This is a genomic window from Pseudomonas duriflava (genome assembly GCF_007830155.1).
Taxonomy (GTDB): domain Bacteria; phylum Pseudomonadota; class Gammaproteobacteria; order Pseudomonadales; family Pseudomonadaceae; genus Chryseomonas; species Chryseomonas duriflava.
In genome coordinates this window covers 172,381-188,865 of the sequence record NZ_VLKY01000006.1, presented here as the reverse complement: position 1 = coordinate 188,865, position 16,485 = coordinate 172,381, and the positions used below count along the sequence as shown (strand labels likewise).

Sequence of the window (16,485 nt, the reverse complement as noted above, 5' to 3'; positions counted from 1 at the left end):
CCATGCCACCTTGGTCTGAGAAACCTGTCTAGCGCGGGCCTAAAGTGTCCTTCTTGGATGATGCTGCTGGAATAAAGAGGAAAAATCATCTAAACATCAGCCAATCTTGCGAATCAGATCACAATTACTTGCCGTGTTTAATAGCCGCTGCTCTATGCCACTTGACCGACTGGCCGTTCGAAAGTGACCTCTGAGGTCATTGGCTTCACTATATTTCCCTATAGAACGTATAGGGTATCTGCCTACCCTACCCTCACAGGCCAGCCTGAAAACTTAAGCAGGCCGCAATAATCCTAGCGATTTCGCATCAAGGAGTAGCGATATGAACCACCCGAACGAAGAGCGCCGCCGCTTCAAGCGCTTCCCATTCGATGCCACCGCTGATATCAGCCAAGGTGTCCAACGCTGGAGCGCTCCGGTCCATGACATTTCGCTTAAAGGTGTTCTGATCCAGAAGCCGTTGGACTGGCAAGGCGAACAGCAGCAATCGTTCGAGATAAACATTCAGCTGGATACCGAAACCCAAGTTTGTATGCAAGCAGAACTGGCTCATGTCGAAGCCGATCAGTTGGGGTTCGCCTGCCAGAAGATCGACCTTGATTCGATCAGTCACCTGCGCCGCCTGGTCGAACTTAACCTCGGAGATGAGACCCTGCTCGGGCGCGAACTCGCCGCGCTCGGCAAGGAATAAGGTACAGCGTTACTCAAAGAGTGCCGACAAGGCCTGATCAAGTCGCGTTACAGCGATAATTTCGAGCCCTGGCGGTGCTTCTTTAGGGGCGTTGCCCTTAGGTACGATGGCACGCTTGAAACCGTGTTTAGCTGCCTCTTTCAAGCGCTCCTGTCCGCTGGGCACCGGCCGGATCTCGCCTGACAGGCCTATCTCGCCGAACACCAAAAGATCATGGGCCAAAGGTCTGTCGCGCAAGCTGGAAATCACCGCAGCCATAAGAGCCAAGTCTACGGCCGTTTCCAAAACCTTGACCCCGCCGACAACGTTAATGAATACATCCTGATCATAGGTGGGGATGCCACCATGACGGTGCAATACCGCCAACAACATGGCCAGGCGGTTCTGATCGAGCCCTACCGTGACCCGTCGCGGATTGGCCAGGTGACTGGTATCCACCAACGCCTGTACTTCCACCAGCATGGGCCGCGACCCTTCCCATGTCGCCATGACTACACTGCCTGGCACGGCTTCCTGAGCACGGGTTAGAAAGATAGCTGATGGGTTAGAAACCTCTTTCAGCCCTTTATCGGTCATGCCAAAAACGCCCAGTTCGTTCACTGCGCCAAAGCGGTTCTTTACAGCCCGCAACAGACGCAGGCGGCCGTCGGATTCACCTTCGAAATACAAGACGGTATCCACCATGTGCTCCAGGACTCGCGGCCCCGCCAGTGCACCCTCTTTGGTAACATGGCCCACCAGAAAAATGGCCGTGCCGGTCTGTTTGGCGAAACGCACGAGCAAAGCTGCACTTTCTCGAACTTGGGCGACACCGCCTGGCGCAGACTGGAGTTGCTCGGTAAAAATCGTTTGGATCGAGTCCACCACCATGACACGAGGCTTTTCTTGCCGTGCCGTCGAGATGATGCTTTCGATACAAGTCTCCGTCATGACCTTAAGTTTATCTTCCGGTAAACCCAGGCGACGGGCCCGCATAGCAACCTGTTGCTGCGACTCTTCGCCCGTGACATAAAGCGCTGGCATTCGCTCAGCGATGCGGCAAAGCGTTTGCAGCAGAATAGTAGACTTACCGATACCCGGATCCCCACCGATCAAAACGACCGAACCGTCAACGAGACCGCCCCCTAGTACGCGGTCTAGCTCTGTCGAGTCGGTAGTAAAGCGCGGAGTCTCTTCAACACTGACCTCGGCCAGGGTCTTGAGTACCGCTTGCTGCCCAGTCCAACTTCCACGTCCTGTGGCAGAAGGAGCTGTGTCAACGACGGTTTCGACCAGGGTATTCCAGGCACCGCACTCACCGCACTGGCCGGCCCATTTTGGAAAGGTAGCGCCGCACTCAGTGCAGCCATACATGCGTTTGGCTTTGGCCATTCCGGGCTCCTGAACAGAAAGCCCAATTATACATTACTGTATGAATTTACAGTAATCAGCCATGTTTCTTTTGTCTCTGTATAAGATGAATCTGCCAAAAATGTGCAGAACCGCTTAAGTGTGCTGAGACATAAATACCTGAATTCATTAAATATTAATTAAAATTTAATGATATTGAAATAAAAATGAAACGTTATATTCACACGCACAGACTGGTGACATTTAATAGTACAAAATGACTATTTTTTATTAAAAAGCCATTACAGGTAGTTTTCAAAATAAAGACAGCTCATTACTATGACCGAGCCATTCTTGGAGAGCGTCGGCATGGATATTCACGTTGAAGAGCAGGAAACGGAAGCTGTCTGGGTAGTTAAGCTGAACGACATTCCTATTAGATTCCATACAAAGCATGAAGCTGATCTTTTCGTAAGTCAGCTAGAGACGCGCATTAGCGCCCTTAGGGACTCAACAACGGTACAGTTCGAAGAAACGAACGAGCCGGCATAAAAGCGTCTTACCTTATATTGCCCTATCAGTGGATTGTTTTATTTAGCCTTATAAAACAACCCATTGCTTTTGGTCATGCTTTAATATTTTTCAGGGTAAAACAATGCCTAACAAAGTTAGCATTTCCTCTCCGTTAGAACTTCTTGAAGAATTGTCCGGAAGTTTGTTGGTTAACTTCGAAACTGCTTGCGCCGAAGTATCACGCTCAGCCGAAGAAAACCTTTCCTATCAGAAAAAGCGTCATGAAACGACGCTCAAAAAGCTGAACACCGCTCAGGCGGATCTTGAGCATGCCATGGCGTCAACCAAAGCTAAAGCTGTTGAAAAAGCGGAAAAGAAGATAGCCAAATACACTGAGCGCCTCGATAAGCTGAACCGCAAGCAGAGCGGGATACAGCATTATCTTGATCGACTTAATCAGGATATCGCCGAAAGTGTGAATTTGGTGAAGAGCATTCATGCCGTACGGGATGCCGCTACACATTCTCTCCAAAAGAGAAAGGAGCCAGGTGCTGACGAGCCAGCACCTCAGGCCGTTAGCCACTAACAGGACTGGCCGAGGTGCAGGAAATCCTCAATAGCGAGCCTCCAGAACACCTCTGCCAATTTTACTGACAGGTTGGATATAACCAGGAAATAAAATGAAGCGGGTCATCTTCAACAAAAAGGGCGGTGTAGGAAAATCAAGTATTGCTTGCAACCTTGCTGCTATCAGCGCTAATGAAGGTTACCGCACCCTGCTTATCGACTTGGATCCGCAGGCCAACTCCACCCATTACCTGACGGGATTGACAGGCAAAGACACACCGCTAGGGATTGCCGACTTTTTCAAACAGTCCGTTTCAGGAGCAGGGAAAAAAGCCCAGGCTACCATTCACGAAACTGCCTACAACAATCTCTACCTCATTGCAGGGTCGAATGAGCTGGCGGAGCTACAGTCCAAACTCGAATCGAAATATAAGATACAAAAGCTCAGCAAATATCTGGAAAGACTGGAGGAAGACTACGACAGGATCTACCTGGATACGCCTCCTGCTTTGAACTTCTATAGTATTTCTGCACTCATCGCCGCGGATCGCTGTTTGATTCCTTTTGACTGCGACCGGTTTTCCCTACAGGCGCTTTATGATCTATTTGTCGAGATTGAGGAAATTCGCGAGGATTACGAGTATCGCCTAACGGTCGAAGGCATTGTGGTCAATCAATATCATTCCCAGGCTACTGTACCGCGCCAACTGCTAGACGAACTCAAACAGCGAGAGCTTCCTGTTATCCCCGCTTACCTTTCAAGCTCTGTAAAGATGCGCGAGTCTCATCAAGCGTGCATACCTCTTATTCACCTGGATCCGACCCATAAGCTGACCCAGCAATACCAGTCTTTGTTTAACTGGTTGGAAGGCCGGTAACAGCGGAATCCAAAGGCAAGAGCCCTCATCACTTTGCTGGGGGCTGGCTGAACTCGCCTCGCTCAAGTTTTTCTACAGTATTACCCATGGCGTCCTTTGCGTTGAGGTCGGCGCCTTGAGCCGCAAGGGCGTCAAGTACATCCTTACGCTGAAACAATGCGGCGTACATGGCGGCGGTCTGGCCTGCCGTATTACGCTGATCAGGGCTGCACTCCGCCATGATGAGGCGGTGGGCAATAGCCACTTCCCCTTTGAAGATCGCTCCCATTAACGCTGTATTGCCTCGATTGTCCTGAATGCAGGGGTCCGCACCCGCTGCCAGTAACTGTTCGACAACCGCCTTGTGCCCATGGTAAGCCGCCAGAATCAGAGCCGTGTAGCCCTTCTCGTCACGGGTATTAAGGTCATAGTGAGCCTTGATGAACTCGGCCAGCATTTCACTGCGCCCTTCACGGGCCGCATCGAAAAAGTAAGTGTGTAATTGAGACTGGACCGCCGCCGGATCGCTTGCGGAAGGAGCAGAAGCGGGTTCGTCCGCCCAGCAGGCCGCGCCGAACAGCACGACGGCACCGAATAACAGGCCACGCATGACGAGGTCTCCTTAACGTAAATAAGCGGGCTCACGACACGGCTATAAACCGTGCCGTGAGAGACACGATTAGTCTTTCAACTGGGCAGCCAGTTGCTTGACCTTGGCCAGGTCGCCACCGGCTACCTTGGCAACGCCAGTGCCGTATTCAGGATCAGCCTTGTACAGGAACGACAGCATGATGTTCTTGCTCTCGGCATCCGCTCCCGCCAGGGACTCACCAAAGCTCTGGATCAGGTCCTGCTGCTCTTTCTTGCTGTACGAACGATACAGATCACCGGCCTGCTTGAAGTTTTGCTCGCGCTGGATTTTGGCCTGCTGAGTAGTGCCGGACAGCGGCAGCTGACTGTAGCGGGCATTGTCATCCTGCGGACGCGGATTTAGACGGCTCGGCTCGTAGTTGACGCCGGTTACGGTATGACCAAAGTTCATCGCACCATCCTGGTTGCCATTGTTTACAGCTACACGAGGACGGTTGATGGGCAGGCTCAGGCCGTTTGTGCCAACGCGGTACATCTGGGTGTCGGCATAAGAGAATACGCGACCCTGCAGCAGACGGTCTTCGGACGGCTCGATACCAGGTACGACGTTAGCTGGCGCCATGGCAACCTGCTCGGTCTCCTGGAAGAAGTTATCCACGTTCTTGTTCAGGACCATCTGGCCGATCTTGCGCTCAGGCACATTCGGCCAGATCTTGGTTGCGTCCAGAGGATCGAAGTCGAACTTGGCCAAATCTTCCGGGTTGAGCACCTGGATGTACAGGTCCCACTTCGGGTAGTCACCCTTCTTGATTGCACTAACCAGGTCGTTGGTCATGTGGGAATAGTCTTTACCCTGCACTTCCATGACCTGCTTGGGATCAAGGTTCTTGACGCCCTGTAGTGACTTCCAGTGGAACTTCACATAGTGCACCTTGCCTTCAGCATTGACGAACTTATAGGCATGTACACCGTTGCCGTCCATGAAGCGATAGCCCACTGGGGTACCTTCATTGGAGTACAGCTGGGTCAGGGTACGGGTGGCTTCTGGTACGTGAGAGAAGAAGTCGAAGCGGCGAGAATCATCATCCAGATTGGTACGCGGGTCCGTCTTGAAGGAGTGGACCATGTCCGGGAACTTGATCGCGTCGCGGATGAAGAAGGTTGGGAAGTTGTTGCCTACCAAGTCCCAGTTGCCATCGGCAGTGTAGAACTTAGTCGCAAAACCACGGGGGTCACGCAGGGTTTCTGGAGAGTGATTACCGTGAACAACAGAGGAGAAGCGCACAAAGACCGGTGTATGCTCGCCCTTGCGGAAGACTTTCGCCTTGGTTAGATCGGAAATATCGGCTTCCGCAACGAACTCACCATGAGCGCCAGTACCGCGCGCATGTACCACTCGCTCGGGAATCCGCTCGCGATCAAAACGTTGAAGTTTCTGGATCAGCTGTACATCCTGTAACAGCGTAGGGCCTGTTGCGCCAGCTGTCTGGGAGTTCTGGTTGTCACCGACCGGCGCGCCATTATCACGCGTCAGGACATCGGCATAGGCTACAGAAACGGTCAGAATGCTCGCAGCGATCAGGCTCAAGGCATGGCCTGAAAAGGTCCGAATGGACATGGTACGGTTCCTCTTTTAATGAAGTGCTCAAAAGGCACATCAAAGACTAAGGAACCTTGGCCGCTTCGCTAAATTGAAAGACTTGTATTTTTTTATCAAGAAAATCAATGAACGAAACCGGAAAAGTAGGCTATAGCCGCTACTAAAAGCAGCGGCCAGACAAACTTGTTAACGTTGGAGCTCGCGGGCGATCTTGTCTTTGATCACCATTCGCTCACGCTTACACCGGTTCAGCTCCTCGTCTCCGCTGTTCTCTACCAGCCCTTCAATTTCGAGGATCTCCTGATCCAGTGCCTCGTATTGCTCGACCAGTTTGGCGAACTCAGGACTATCCTTGCGAAGTTTTTCAAACGTTTCAACCTTGTCCGGAAAATCTTTATGCAAGTTGTGCTCGGCAACCATGGATAACCTCCTTACGTGGATGAACAGATAAGTTTTTTAGCCCGTATATAGGTGGACCGCAGCTGTCAGGCAAAGTGCGCCCGCCTCGGGCTGAACACTTTTCCAAGACAGATCGAAACAACAAAGCCGTTTCGGGGCTCAAAGTGCCCAAGACATTTGTAATGGCGTCTTTGCTATTCCCAAAACAGGAGTGCTTATGAAATTTATCAACGAATTCAGGACATTCGCCGTAAAGGGCAATGTCGTCGACCTGGCTGTTGGAGTCATTATTGGTGGAGCCTTCGGCAAGATCGTGTCTTCATTCGTTGCCGACGTGATCACTCCTCCGCTTGGCCTGCTACTGGGTGGTGTGGACTTCTCTAATCTGGCTATTACATTGAAGGCCGCCCAGAACGGGGCTCCACCGGTACTGCTGTCTTACGGCAAATTCTTGCAGTCTATCTTCGACTTTATAATCATCGCTTTTGCCATCTTTAGCGCCATCAAGATGCTGAACCGCCTGCATCTGCATCAGGAGCAAAAGGCAGCGGCTGGCCCAACCAAAGATCAGGCGCTACTGACGGAAATTCGTGACCTGCTCAAGGAGCAGAGCCAGAAGACCGAGCCTGCGGGTAGGAACGAACCGCCAACTACGCCTTAAGAAAACATTGAATCACCTCAAATCTTTACAGGCTTGAGGCGATGGCGTCACCAATAGTTCTCTACCGCTATCTGCCCAGGCCGGCGACTCAAGGCCAGTTGCAGGCCACGTGTCTTGAGCACGGCGCGGGTGTCTTCCACCATCTCGGGATTACCACAGATCAGAATGCGGGAGTGCTCGGTAGACAGGTCTACACTAGCGGCTCGCTCCAACTCACCGTTTTCAATCAGGGTTGTTATGCGACCTTCTAGCGCACCAGGATAGGACTCACGCGTGACGACGGGCAAGTAGACCAGCTTTTCAGCCACGCCTTCCAGGTACTCCAGCTCAGCAAACCCCTTGATCATGCCCTGATAGGCCAAGTCCTTTGCCTCGCGTACGCTGTATACCAAGATGATCCGCTCATAGCGCTGCCATACATCCGGTTCCTGCAGCATGGACAGGAAAGGTGCCAGCCCGGTACCGGTTGCCAATAACCAGAGGTCTCGCCCCCCTGTGAAACGTTCCAGGGTGAGATAGCCGTATGGCTGCTTTTCCACAAGCAACGTATCGCCGGGCTTTAACCGGCTCAGTTCGCTTGTAAAAGCCCCGCCAGGCACAACAATGGAAAAGAACTCTAGAAACTCGTCATGGGGTGCCGAAACCATCGAGTAGGCCCGCCAGACAACCTCACCATCCGCCTTTTCCACTCCAAGCCGGGCGAATTGACCGGCACTGAAGCGAAAGCGTGGATCGCGGGTCGTACGCAGGCTGAACAGGTTGTCGGCCCACGGCCAGACCTCAGTAATCGTCTGGCGGGTGTACTTCTCGTCCTGGGCAGTCATGCGGGGCTTCCTCGTAGTTCAGACAGGCTCATGGTGGTCATGAAAACAAGCCTGGCCCGGCTTTTCAACGGACAATCTGTAGGTGTACAGCCCTTTAGCGCGCCAGCCAGCCGCCGTCTACGGCTAGTGTGCAGCCATGCATATAGTCAGAAGCCGACGACGCCAGGAAGACGACCGGGCCAGCAAGATCATCCGCGCGCCCCCAGCGCCCAGCCGGAATCCGGGCCAGGATATCCGCGTTACGCTGCTTATCGGCCCGCAACGCGGCTGTATTGTTGGTTGCCATATAGCCCGGGGCAATCGCATTGACATTGATTCCGTGCGGAGCCCATTCATTGGCCAGTGCCTTGGTCAGCCCCATTAGGCCACTTTTCGCCGCAGTATAGGACGGCACGCGAATACCGCCCTGAAACGACAGCATTGATGCAATGTTGATTATTTTACCGCCGCGCTGCTCAGCGACGCAGTGCCGTGCTACGGCCTGGGACAGAAAGAACACGCTTTTGAGGTTGACGTCCAGAACGTCGTCCCAGTCCTGCTCGCTGAATTCAAGGGCATTTTCACGGCGGATGATCCCGGCGTTATTGATCAGCACATCGATATGACCGAACGCACGCAGCGCCTCGTCTACAATGAACGGAATAGGCTCAATCGTGCTCAGATCTGCCTTGACGGCTTCGAAGCGGCGACCGGCCGACTCGACCAGGGCTTGCGTCTCATCCGGTGTTCGCCGGCTGACCCCTACGATGTTGCAACCGGCACGGGCCAGAGCAACCGTCATAGCCTGCCCCAATCCAGCGTCGCACCCGGTGACAATAGCGACCTTTCCTTTCAGTGAGAATGAATCAAGACTCATGGCGCCCTCGGCAGGACCAGTAGATGGATCACTCCGCTCTTGGACCGACGAGCACGACGCGACGTTCAGCTGGAAAAGAGCAGCGTAACCCTGACGACTCCCCTACACTGACGTCTTTCCGCCGCTTGCATAGATGTCTGTTCATGGCTCGTCTTTCTACGCCCTTTGCCCACCTCGATCTTCAACGTCAACCGCCCCGTCGCGACGACCCGTTACAGGCCTTTGATGCTGCCGATGAGTACACGCTCAATCAGCTGGCCGAAGAAGGGCTAGCTGCCGGAGCACGTGTACTTGTGCTCAATGACAGTTTTGGCGCGCTGGCAATCAGCCTGGCACGCCAGGCGCAAATTATCTCCAGTGGAGATTCTCACCTGGCAGCCCTGGCGCTGCGTGACAACCTTGAACGCAATGGTTTGGGCCAAGAGGCGGTAAGCTTTGTCCCGGCCAGCGAGCCGGTAGTTGGCCCTTTCGATTACGTGTTGATCCGCATCCCGAAAACGCTCGCCCTGCTGGAAGAACAGCTCATTCGTCTGCAAGGTCAACTGGCGCCGGGCGCGCGCGTGATCGCAGCGGCCATGATCAAGCACCTGCCCCGGGCCGCGGGCGGTCTGCTGGAAACATATATTGGCCCGGTGCAGGCCTCGCTGGCAGTCAAGAAGGCCCGCCTGCTGCTCGCTACGCCCGCGCCTAGACAACCCGCTCCGTCCCCCTACCCGACGCGTTATCAACTCGATCAGCCGGCGCTGGAACTGGTTAACCATGCCAATGTGTTCTGCCGGGAAGGATTGGACATTGGTACGCGGGCCTTCCTGCCGCATCTGCCTACTAGCCTGGGCAATGCCCGGGTGGCTGATCTGGGTTGTGGCAACGGTGTATTGGCCATTGCCAGTGCACTGGCCAACCCTGAGGCCCAGTACACGTTGGTAGACGAATCCTATATGGCGATTCAGTCAGCGGAAGAAAACTGGCATAGGGCACTTGGAGCGCGGCCAGCGATTTTTCGGGCCGATGACGGCCTGGCCAGCCAGCCGCCTCGTTCGCTCGATATAGTGTTATGTAACCCGCCCTTCCATCAGCAACAGGTGGTAGGTGACTTCCTGGCGTGGCGCATGTTCCAGCAGGCCCGAGCCGCACTGGATAACGGCGGTGAACTGTGGATCGTAGGCAACCGGCACTTGGGTTATCACGTCAAACTCAAGCGCTTGTTCAGGCGCGTCGAACAAATTGCCGCCACACCGAAATTCGTTGTATTGCGTGCGGTCGAAGCACTCTCCTAGACCTACTCGGGCCATATCCGGCCTGGGTTCGCGTACCAGACAGGATTTTACGTGCCCGCGTTACCTATCGACCTGCATCTGCTTGCCATTCTTGTTGAAGTCAGCGGCGTGTTGGCGGCCATTCACGCTGTCATTACCGTGCGTACGGCGCAAGGCGCCATGGCCTGGGCGATTGCCTTGGTGTTCATGCCGTTCATTAGCCTACTGCCCTATCTTGTGTTTGGACGGCGACGCTTCGACGGTTACGTCAAGGCTCGTCGGCAAGCCAATGAGGAGATGGCCCGTCTGGCCGCCGAGCTGAACTGGCGCCCCTGGATCGCCGAGGCTTTGGCTGCGCAGCAGTGCAGCGCGGCCAATCGAAAGCTCAAGGCCATGACCGCCTTAACCCGCACGCCTTGCGTAGCCAGCAATAAGGTCAAACTTCTGGTGGATGGCACAGAAACCTTTACAGCCATCTTCAAGGCCATTCGCGAAGCGCGCCAAGTTGTGCTGGTACAGTTTTTCATCATTCATGACGACCCCATTGGCCGTGCACTGCAAAATACGCTAATCGAACGGGCCCAGGCTGGCGTTGAAGTCTTTCTGCTCTATGACGCCATTGGCAGTCATGCTCTACCGCGCAGCTATGTGATGAAGCTGCGGGCCGCCGGTGTTCAGGTCAAGGCGTTCAGCAACCGCCGCGGATTGATCAACCGCTTTCAGGTTAACTTCCGCAACCATCGAAAGATCGTCGTGGTGGACGGTGAAGTCGGTTTCGCAGGTGGACACAATGTTGGCGAGGAATACCTGGGTCATAAACCACCACTAGCCCCTTGGCGAGATACGCATATTGAAGTTCGCGGACCGGCTCTGGCAACCCTGCAGGAAACCTTTGCTCAGGACTGGTTTTGGGTTACCCGCAAGCTGCCGACCCTGCTTTTGCCGGAAAGCTATGAAGACGGCGGTATGCTCTGCCAGGTTGTGGCGACCGGCCCGGCGGACGACCGGGAAACCTGTTCGTTGTTTTTTGTTGAGGCCATCCACTCCGCGCAGCACCGCATTTGGATCACCACACCCTATTTCATTCCTGACGAAGCGGTAGCCGCTGCTCTGCAACTAGCGGCCTTGCGCGGCGTGGATGTACGAATTCTGTTGCCCTCACGGCCGGATCACAAAGTTGTCTATGCCGCGTCCTATCTGTATGCGCTTCGGGCTGTCGAGAATGGCATTCGCATCTTTCGTTACCAGCCGGGTTTCATGCATCAAAAGGTAGTGTTAATCGATGAAGACGTCACCGCCATTGGCAGCGCTAACCTTGATAATCGCTCATTCCGCCTGAACTTCGAAGTAATGGTCATGACGGTGGATATGCAATTCGCCTGGGAGGTGCGCAAGATGCTAGAAGTCGATTTTTCACGCTCTTTGGAGCTGACGCCAGAAGACAATGTGAACGTACGTCGATGGCGCAAGGCAGGCATGCGTATCGCACGCCTGTTCTCGCCCGTGCTGTAATGTGAGTTGCCCCTTTATAGCCCCAACGCACTCAACGAGGCGTGATCATCCGGTCGACGCCCCTGCGGCCAATGAAATAGCCGCTCGCGCTCCTGGATAGGCAGATCGTTAATGCTGGCGTGCCGCTCAATCATCAGGCCCTGCCCGTTGAATGCCCAATTCTCGTTACCATAGGAGCGAAACCACTGCCCGCTGTCGTCATGCCACTCATAGGCGAAGCGCACGGCAATGCGGTTACCGTCGTGCGACCAAAGCTCCTTGATCAGGCGATACTCCAACTCCCTTCGCCACTTTCGCTCCAAAAACGCCACGATTTGTTCACGTCCACGGATGAACTCGGCACGGTTACGCCAGACACTGTCTTCACTGTAGGCCAGCGCCATCTTATAGGGGTCGCGGCCGTTCCAGCCATCCTCGGCAGCGCGCACTTTCTGGCAGGCCGTTTCGAGCGTGAACGGGGGTAACGGTGGGCGGCTCAAGACATCCATAGCAATTCTCCTGGAATCGAAAGCGTTCAAGCATAGCGGGATGCCCAGCGCTCATAGGTCAAACACCCCACGGATTCAGCCAATCGAACCGATACCAGACAGCTTAACCCCGTGTTTCCCGGATCAAATCACGCTTATGACTTGAGTCCGGCTGCGCTCATGAACAGGCGCAGGCCATAGGAAAGGATACCTAAGGCCGCTACGCTGCCTGCCCAAATCACCAACATCCATCCCAACCGTTTCCAGAGGGGCTTGCCCTCGGCGGGATTGGGCTCTTGTTCTTGTCCAGCCATGATCAGTGATACCCCTCTCCCGCTCTGACCTTCCCACGGAAAACGTAATACCCCCAGGCGGTATACATAAGTGTCATCGGAATGATGAATAGCGTACCGATCAACAAAAACAGCTGGCTTTGTGGCGGCGAAGCCGCGTCCCAGATCGTTACGGAAGGCGGAATGATATAGGGCCATAAACTGATACCCAGACCGCTATACCCAAGAAAGATCAGAATAAGCGTGAGCACGAACGGCGTGGAATGGATTTCCTCCCGCTGAATGGATTTCAGTAGGCCCACTGCAGTCACCACAACCAAAATCGGAACCGGCATAAACCACAGGATATTGGGAAAGGTAAACCAGCGCTGGGCGATAGCCTCATGGCTCAACGGCGTCCACAAGCTGACACCGCCCATGACCAGCAACAAAATGAGCAGTAATGGCCGGGTCAATGTTCGCATGCGCGCCTGAATATGCCCTTCGGTCTTCATGATCAGCCAGGTACTGCCGAGCAGTGCATAAGCCGCGATCAAGCCCAACCCGCAAAAGAGCGAGAATGGCGTGAGCCAGTCCAGCGGCCCGCCGGCATACTGGCGGTTGACAACGGGTATCCCCTGGATGAAGCCGCCCAGCGCCACGCCCTGGCAGAATGTAGCCAGTACCGACCCGACAATGAAGGACTTGTCCCACAAGCCCTCCTTGCCTACATCGACCTTGAAGCGAAACTCGAACGCTACACCGCGAAAGATCAAGCCGATCAGCATGAAAATCAGCGGCAGGTACAGCGCCGGCAAGACGACGCCGTAGGCCAGCGGAAAGGCGCCGTATAACCCCGCCCCGCCCAGAACCAGCCAGGTTTCGTTACCGTCCCAGATGGGCGCCACGGTATTCATCATGACGCCCCGCTCCTCGCTCCCCTTCACAAAGGGAAAAAGGATTCCGATGCCCAGGTCAAAGCCGTCCATCACCACATACATCATGATCGAAAAGATGATGATGACAGCCCAGATAAAGGTGAGATCTATGCCAACCATTGTTTAATTCCTATCCAGGTCATCATGGGTGTGGCCTTGTTCAAAGCCTGCATTCGTGGCGGACAGGGGGCGTTTGGTATGGCGGTCATGGCCCGGACCACCAGCCGTGGACTGCTTGCCCTCTCCGGTATGCGGACCCTTGCCGATAATGCGCAGCGCATACACCGTTCCGATGCCGAATACCGCGAAGTACACAACGACAAAACTGATCAGGGTCAGGCTGAGCTGCCCCACGCCATGATTGGAAACGGCATCCTTGGTACGCAGCAGGCCATACACTACCCATGGCTGCCGGCCCACCTCGGTAGTGAACCAACCTGCCAGGACTGCAATCAGGCCTGATGGACCCATGAACATGACTGCCCGCAGAAAGGCTTTGTTTTCATAGAGATGGTGACGCCAGCGCAGATAGAGACTCCAGAAGCCGGTCGCAATCATCAACAGTCCCATGAGCACCATGATGCGAAAGCTCCAGAAGACTACATACGCGGGCGGACGGTCCTCCTTGGGGAAATCTTTTAAAGCAGGAATCTGCTCGGTGAAGCTGTGCTTGAGAATCAAGCTACCCAGCACCGGAATCTCAACCTTGAAGCGTGTTTCCTCACGTTCCATATCGGGCCAGCCAAACAGGATCAGAGGGGTTGGCTCACCAGGAACGTTTTCCCAATGCCCCTCAATAGCTGCGATCTTTGTGGGCTGATGTTCGAGTGTATTCAACCCGTGCGCATCACCCACCATAGCCTGAATGGGCGCCACGAGCAGAGCCATCCACATGGCCATCGAGAACATTTTGCGGATCGCCGGGTTGTCGTTACCACGCAGCAAATGCCAGGCTGCCGACGCGCCGACCAGAAACGCCACGGACAGGTAGGCCGCAATACTCATATGCGCCCAGCGGAACGGAAACGACGGGCTGAAAATCACATCCAGCCAGTTGATGGGAATTACCCTACCGTCGACAATTTCATACCCGTCCGGGGTATGCATCCAACTGTTGGACGATAGAATCCAGAAGGTGGACGTCAACGTACCGAGGGCCACCATGACGGTGGAGAAAAAGTGCAGGCCAGGCCCTACGCGATTCCAGCCGAATAGCATTACGCCCAGGAAACCTGCCTCGATAAAGAAGGCCGTCAGTACCTCATACGTCAGCAGCGGCCCGGTCACGTTACCGGCAAACTCGACGAACCCACTCCAGTTGGTGCCAAATTCGTAGGCCATGACCAGGCCCGATACCACTCCCATGCCAAAGAAAACGGCAAAGACCTTTAGCCAGAAGTGATAGAGGTCTCGGTAGGTCGAGTCTCGTGTTTTCAGCCACAACCCTTCCAGTACGGCCAGAAAGCTTGCCATTCCAATGGATAAGGCAGGGAAGATGATATGGAACGATACGGTGAATGCGAACTGAATCCTCGCAAGATCCAGAGCCTCCAGGCCGAACATAGGCGATCCTCTTCTTCAGGCTTCCGATTGCGTCAAGCGCAATCGCTCGATGACATAGCAACTCAAGGCAATGTTTCGAGCCCTGGCACGCGCAATCGTTCTGACGAGGCGAAAAACGGATACCTCATTAAAAGATTTTCGGCATCAGGGCACTGACTCAGGTCAACGTCTAGAGACAGAGTAGCGCTCTATTGGAAAGTAACACTCGTGGCCAGATGTCACGCGGCAAAGTAGCGCAACTCAGTTGAGACCGTCAGCTTGTTTCGAGATATGTCGCCCTTCTGCTCACAAAACAGCAGACAAGCGGTATGATGACCACCTGCCGTACGAGGTCCTTCATGTCTACCGAACCGCTGTACTTGCGCCGCCACCGCCCTTTCGTCGCTTTCTGGTTTGCTCGTGTCTGTACAGCCAGCGGGTTTCAGATGTTGACCGTTGCCATTGGCTGGCACATGTACTCGCTGACCCACGATGTGCTTGATCTGGGCTTGGTCGGTCTTGTTGAGTTCCTGCCGCGTGTACTGTTCATGCTACATACCGGCCATGTGGCGGACCGTTACGATCGGCGCAAGGTTGCGGCGCTGTGCCAGACCGGGCAGGCACTAACCGCTCTTGCCCTGGTAGTCGGCAGCCTCAACGAACAGGTTACCCGGGAACTGATCTTTATCCTGGCATTTGTCCTGGGTGCCTGCCGTGCGTTTGAAATGCCTGCTACCCAGGCGCTATTGCCCAACATCGTGCCGGCGTCACTGTTTCCGCGGGCCGTAGCGGCTTCAGCGTCGGCCATGCAGGGCGCAACTATCGTTTCGCCGGCCTTGGGCGGCCTGCTGTACGCGTTCGGCTCGTTCTGGGTCTATGCCCCATCCATGGCTTTATATCTAGCGGCTATCACGCTAATGCTCAGCCTACCCGCTCGTGCGCAAAAGCCGCGCCAGGAAAAAGCCAGCCTGAACTCGCTGCTGGCCGGTATTCGCTTTATTCGCAGCCGGAGGGACGTTTTCGGTGCGATTTCCCTGGATCTCTTCGCCGTGCTGCTTGGCGGCGCTACCGCCCTGCTGCCGGTATTCGCTCGCGACATCCTGCTGACCGGCCCCTGGGGCCTGGGCCTGTTGCGCTCGGCACCTGCTGTAGGGGCATTACTCATGTCCTTCTGGCTGGCGCGCTTTCCTATCGAACGCAATGTGGGTCGCACCATGTTTACCGCCGTCGGCGTGTTTGGCGTAGCGACTATCGCCTTCGGCCTGTCCACGTCGTTCTGGTTCAGCCTGGCCGTCCTGGCCGTGCTGGGAGCAGCCGATATGATCAGCATGGTGATCCGTGGCGCCTTTGTACAACTGGAAACACCTGACGAGATGCGTGGCCGTGTCAGCGCGGTCAACGGTTTGTTTATCGGTGCCTCGAACCAGTTGGGCGAGTTTGAGTCCGGCGTGACGGCAGCCTGGTTTGGCACCGTGCCTGCCGTTGTATTGGGCGGCACCGGAACCCTGGTAATCGCGGGCCTGTGGATCAAGCTGTTCCCAACCTTGGCCCGACGCGACCACTTGCATACGCCCAAAATCGAATAGGTCCGTATGGATTGACACAGCGCT

General features: G+C 54.9%; 18 protein-coding genes. 8 read left to right on the top strand and 10 right to left on the bottom strand.

Annotated features, from left to right (window positions below; genetic code table 11):
• The first annotated feature begins 322 nt into the window (after nt 1-322).
• Nucleotides 323-691 (top strand): PilZ domain-containing protein, encoded by a 369-nt coding sequence (locus IQ22_RS10565; RefSeq protein ID WP_145141512.1) that lies wholly within the window; start codon nt 323-325, stop codon nt 689-691.
• Between the two features lie 9 nt (nt 692-700).
• Here the strand turns inward: IQ22_RS10565 and radA are convergent, their stop codons facing one another.
• On the bottom strand, nt 701-2,062 hold the full coding sequence (gene radA / locus IQ22_RS10560) for a DNA repair protein RadA (RefSeq protein WP_145141510.1): 1,362 nt from the start codon (nt 2,060-2,062) through the stop codon (nt 701-703).
• Nucleotides 2,063-2,389: 327 nt separating this feature from the next.
• On the opposite strand from radA, the gene IQ22_RS10555 reads away from it, so the two are divergent.
• The 3 genes from IQ22_RS10555 to IQ22_RS10545 all read left to right on the top strand — a co-directional run bounded on the left by IQ22_RS10555 (nt 2,390) and on the right by IQ22_RS10545 (nt 3,978).
• Nucleotides 2,390-2,572 (top strand): hypothetical protein, encoded by a 183-nt coding sequence (locus tag IQ22_RS10555; RefSeq protein ID WP_145141508.1) that lies wholly within the window; start codon nt 2,390-2,392, stop codon nt 2,570-2,572.
• A gap of 103 nt (nt 2,573-2,675) precedes the next feature.
• Nucleotides 2,676-3,119, top strand: a complete 444-nt coding sequence (locus IQ22_RS10550; RefSeq protein WP_145141506.1) for a hypothetical protein — start codon at nt 2,676-2,678, stop codon at nt 3,117-3,119.
• Nucleotides 3,120-3,213: 94 nt separating this feature from the next.
• Nucleotides 3,214-3,978 carry a ParA family protein gene (locus tag IQ22_RS10545; RefSeq protein WP_145141505.1) on the top strand — a complete coding sequence of 255 codons (765 nt, stop codon included), beginning with the start codon at nt 3,214-3,216 and terminating at the stop codon, nt 3,976-3,978.
• Between the two features lie 28 nt (nt 3,979-4,006).
• Here IQ22_RS10545 and IQ22_RS10540 read toward each other — a convergent pair whose 3' ends face one another.
• The 3 genes from IQ22_RS10540 to IQ22_RS10530 form a co-directional block, all read right to left on the bottom strand.
• The gene (locus IQ22_RS10540; RefSeq protein ID WP_145141503.1) at nt 4,007-4,567 is read right to left on the bottom strand and encodes an ankyrin repeat domain-containing protein; all 561 of its coding nucleotides are present in this window, start codon (nt 4,565-4,567) and stop codon (nt 4,007-4,009) included.
• Between the two features lie 69 nt (nt 4,568-4,636).
• Nucleotides 4,637-6,166 (bottom strand): catalase KatB, encoded by a 1,530-nt coding sequence (katB, locus tag IQ22_RS10535; RefSeq protein WP_145141501.1) that lies wholly within the window; start codon nt 6,164-6,166, stop codon nt 4,637-4,639.
• A 168-nt stretch (nt 6,167-6,334) separates the two neighbouring features.
• Nucleotides 6,335-6,568, bottom strand: a complete 234-nt coding sequence (locus tag IQ22_RS10530; RefSeq protein WP_145141499.1) for an HP1242/YdcH family protein — start codon at nt 6,566-6,568, stop codon at nt 6,335-6,337.
• Nucleotides 6,569-6,764: 196 nt separating this feature from the next.
• Here IQ22_RS10530 and mscL point away from each other — a divergent pair, with 196 nt between their 5' ends.
• Nucleotides 6,765-7,208 carry a large-conductance mechanosensitive channel protein MscL gene (gene mscL / locus IQ22_RS10525; RefSeq protein ID WP_145141497.1) on the top strand — a complete coding sequence of 148 codons (444 nt, stop codon included), beginning with the start codon at nt 6,765-6,767 and terminating at the stop codon, nt 7,206-7,208.
• Nucleotides 7,209-7,255: 47 nt separating this feature from the next.
• Here mscL and IQ22_RS10520 read toward each other — a convergent pair whose 3' ends face one another.
• A complete protein-coding gene (locus tag IQ22_RS10520) occupies nt 7,256-8,032 on the bottom strand; it encodes a ferredoxin--NADP reductase (protein WP_145141494.1) in 777 nt (258 codons plus the stop codon).
• Between the two features lie 94 nt (nt 8,033-8,126).
• Nucleotides 8,127-8,888 carry a 2-dehydro-3-deoxy-D-gluconate 5-dehydrogenase KduD gene (gene kduD / locus IQ22_RS10515; RefSeq protein ID WP_145141492.1) on the bottom strand — a complete coding sequence of 254 codons (762 nt, stop codon included), beginning with the start codon at nt 8,886-8,888 and terminating at the stop codon, nt 8,127-8,129.
• A gap of 143 nt (nt 8,889-9,031) precedes the next feature.
• Between kduD and IQ22_RS10510 the strand changes: the two genes are divergently transcribed.
• Nucleotides 9,032-10,165, top strand: coding sequence for a methyltransferase (locus tag IQ22_RS10510; protein WP_145141490.1), 1,134 nt, complete (start codon nt 9,032-9,034; stop codon nt 10,163-10,165).
• 51 nt (nt 10,166-10,216) lie between these two features.
• The gene (gene cls / locus IQ22_RS10505) at nt 10,217-11,656 is read left to right on the top strand and encodes a cardiolipin synthase (protein WP_145141489.1); all 1,440 of its coding nucleotides are present in this window, start codon (nt 10,217-10,219) and stop codon (nt 11,654-11,656) included.
• A gap of 14 nt (nt 11,657-11,670) precedes the next feature.
• Here the strand turns inward: cls and IQ22_RS10500 are convergent, their stop codons facing one another.
• From IQ22_RS10500 to IQ22_RS10485, 4 genes are all read right to left on the bottom strand, one after another.
• Nucleotides 11,671-12,144 carry a nuclear transport factor 2 family protein gene (locus IQ22_RS10500; protein WP_145141487.1) on the bottom strand — a complete coding sequence of 158 codons (474 nt, stop codon included), beginning with the start codon at nt 12,142-12,144 and terminating at the stop codon, nt 11,671-11,673.
• 134 nt (nt 12,145-12,278) lie between these two features.
• Nucleotides 12,279-12,437: a DUF2474 domain-containing protein gene (locus IQ22_RS10495; protein WP_145141485.1), complete on the bottom strand. Its 159-nt coding sequence runs from the start codon at nt 12,435-12,437 to the stop codon at nt 12,279-12,281.
• Between the two features lie 2 nt (nt 12,438-12,439).
• The gene (cydB, locus tag IQ22_RS10490; RefSeq protein ID WP_145141483.1) at nt 12,440-13,453 is read right to left on the bottom strand and encodes a cytochrome d ubiquinol oxidase subunit II; all 1,014 of its coding nucleotides are present in this window, start codon (nt 13,451-13,453) and stop codon (nt 12,440-12,442) included.
• A 3-nt stretch (nt 13,454-13,456) separates the two neighbouring features.
• Entirely contained in the window at nt 13,457-14,896 is a 1,440-nt protein-coding gene (locus tag IQ22_RS10485) for a cytochrome ubiquinol oxidase subunit I (protein WP_145141481.1), read from the bottom strand.
• Nucleotides 14,897-15,234: 338 nt separating this feature from the next.
• Between IQ22_RS10485 and IQ22_RS10480 the strand changes: the two genes are divergently transcribed.
• Nucleotides 15,235-16,461 (top strand): MFS transporter, encoded by a 1,227-nt coding sequence (locus IQ22_RS10480; protein WP_145141479.1) that lies wholly within the window; start codon nt 15,235-15,237, stop codon nt 16,459-16,461.
• Nucleotides 16,462-16,485: the final 24 nt, after the last annotated feature.

What these genes read in the sequence shown, in the direction of transcription:
- IQ22_RS10565 (WP_145141512.1), top strand. Translation starts at nt 323, where the DNA reads ATGAACCACCCGAACGAAGAGCGCCGCCGCTTCAAGCGCTTCCCATTC.
- radA (WP_145141510.1), bottom strand. Translation starts at nt 2,062, where the DNA reads ATGGCCAAAGCCAAACGCATGTATGGCTGCACTGAGTGCGGCGCTACC.
- IQ22_RS10555 (WP_145141508.1), top strand. Translation starts at nt 2,390, where the DNA reads ATGGATATTCACGTTGAAGAGCAGGAAACGGAAGCTGTCTGGGTAGTT.
- IQ22_RS10550 (WP_145141506.1), top strand. Translation starts at nt 2,676, where the DNA reads ATGCCTAACAAAGTTAGCATTTCCTCTCCGTTAGAACTTCTTGAAGAA.
- IQ22_RS10545 (WP_145141505.1), top strand. Translation starts at nt 3,214, where the DNA reads ATGAAGCGGGTCATCTTCAACAAAAAGGGCGGTGTAGGAAAATCAAGT.
- IQ22_RS10540 (WP_145141503.1), bottom strand. Translation starts at nt 4,567, where the DNA reads ATGCGTGGCCTGTTATTCGGTGCCGTCGTGCTGTTCGGCGCGGCCTGC.
- katB (WP_145141501.1), bottom strand. Translation starts at nt 6,166, where the DNA reads ATGTCCATTCGGACCTTTTCAGGCCATGCCTTGAGCCTGATCGCTGCG.
- IQ22_RS10530 (WP_145141499.1), bottom strand. Translation starts at nt 6,568, where the DNA reads ATGGTTGCCGAGCACAACTTGCATAAAGATTTTCCGGACAAGGTTGAA.
- mscL (WP_145141497.1), top strand. Translation starts at nt 6,765, where the DNA reads ATGAAATTTATCAACGAATTCAGGACATTCGCCGTAAAGGGCAATGTC.
- IQ22_RS10520 (WP_145141494.1), bottom strand. Translation starts at nt 8,032, where the DNA reads ATGACTGCCCAGGACGAGAAGTACACCCGCCAGACGATTACTGAGGTC.
- kduD (WP_145141492.1), bottom strand. Translation starts at nt 8,888, where the DNA reads ATGAGTCTTGATTCATTCTCACTGAAAGGAAAGGTCGCTATTGTCACC.
- IQ22_RS10510 (WP_145141490.1), top strand. Translation starts at nt 9,032, where the DNA reads ATGGCTCGTCTTTCTACGCCCTTTGCCCACCTCGATCTTCAACGTCAA.
- IQ22_RS10500 (WP_145141487.1), bottom strand. Translation starts at nt 12,144, where the DNA reads ATGGATGTCTTGAGCCGCCCACCGTTACCCCCGTTCACGCTCGAAACG.
- IQ22_RS10495 (WP_145141485.1), bottom strand. Translation starts at nt 12,437, where the DNA reads ATGGCTGGACAAGAACAAGAGCCCAATCCCGCCGAGGGCAAGCCCCTC.
- cydB (WP_145141483.1), bottom strand. Translation starts at nt 13,453, where the DNA reads ATGGTTGGCATAGATCTCACCTTTATCTGGGCTGTCATCATCATCTTT.
- IQ22_RS10485 (WP_145141481.1), bottom strand. Translation starts at nt 14,896, where the DNA reads ATGTTCGGCCTGGAGGCTCTGGATCTTGCGAGGATTCAGTTCGCATTC.
- IQ22_RS10480 (WP_145141479.1), top strand. Translation starts at nt 15,235, where the DNA reads ATGTCTACCGAACCGCTGTACTTGCGCCGCCACCGCCCTTTCGTCGCT.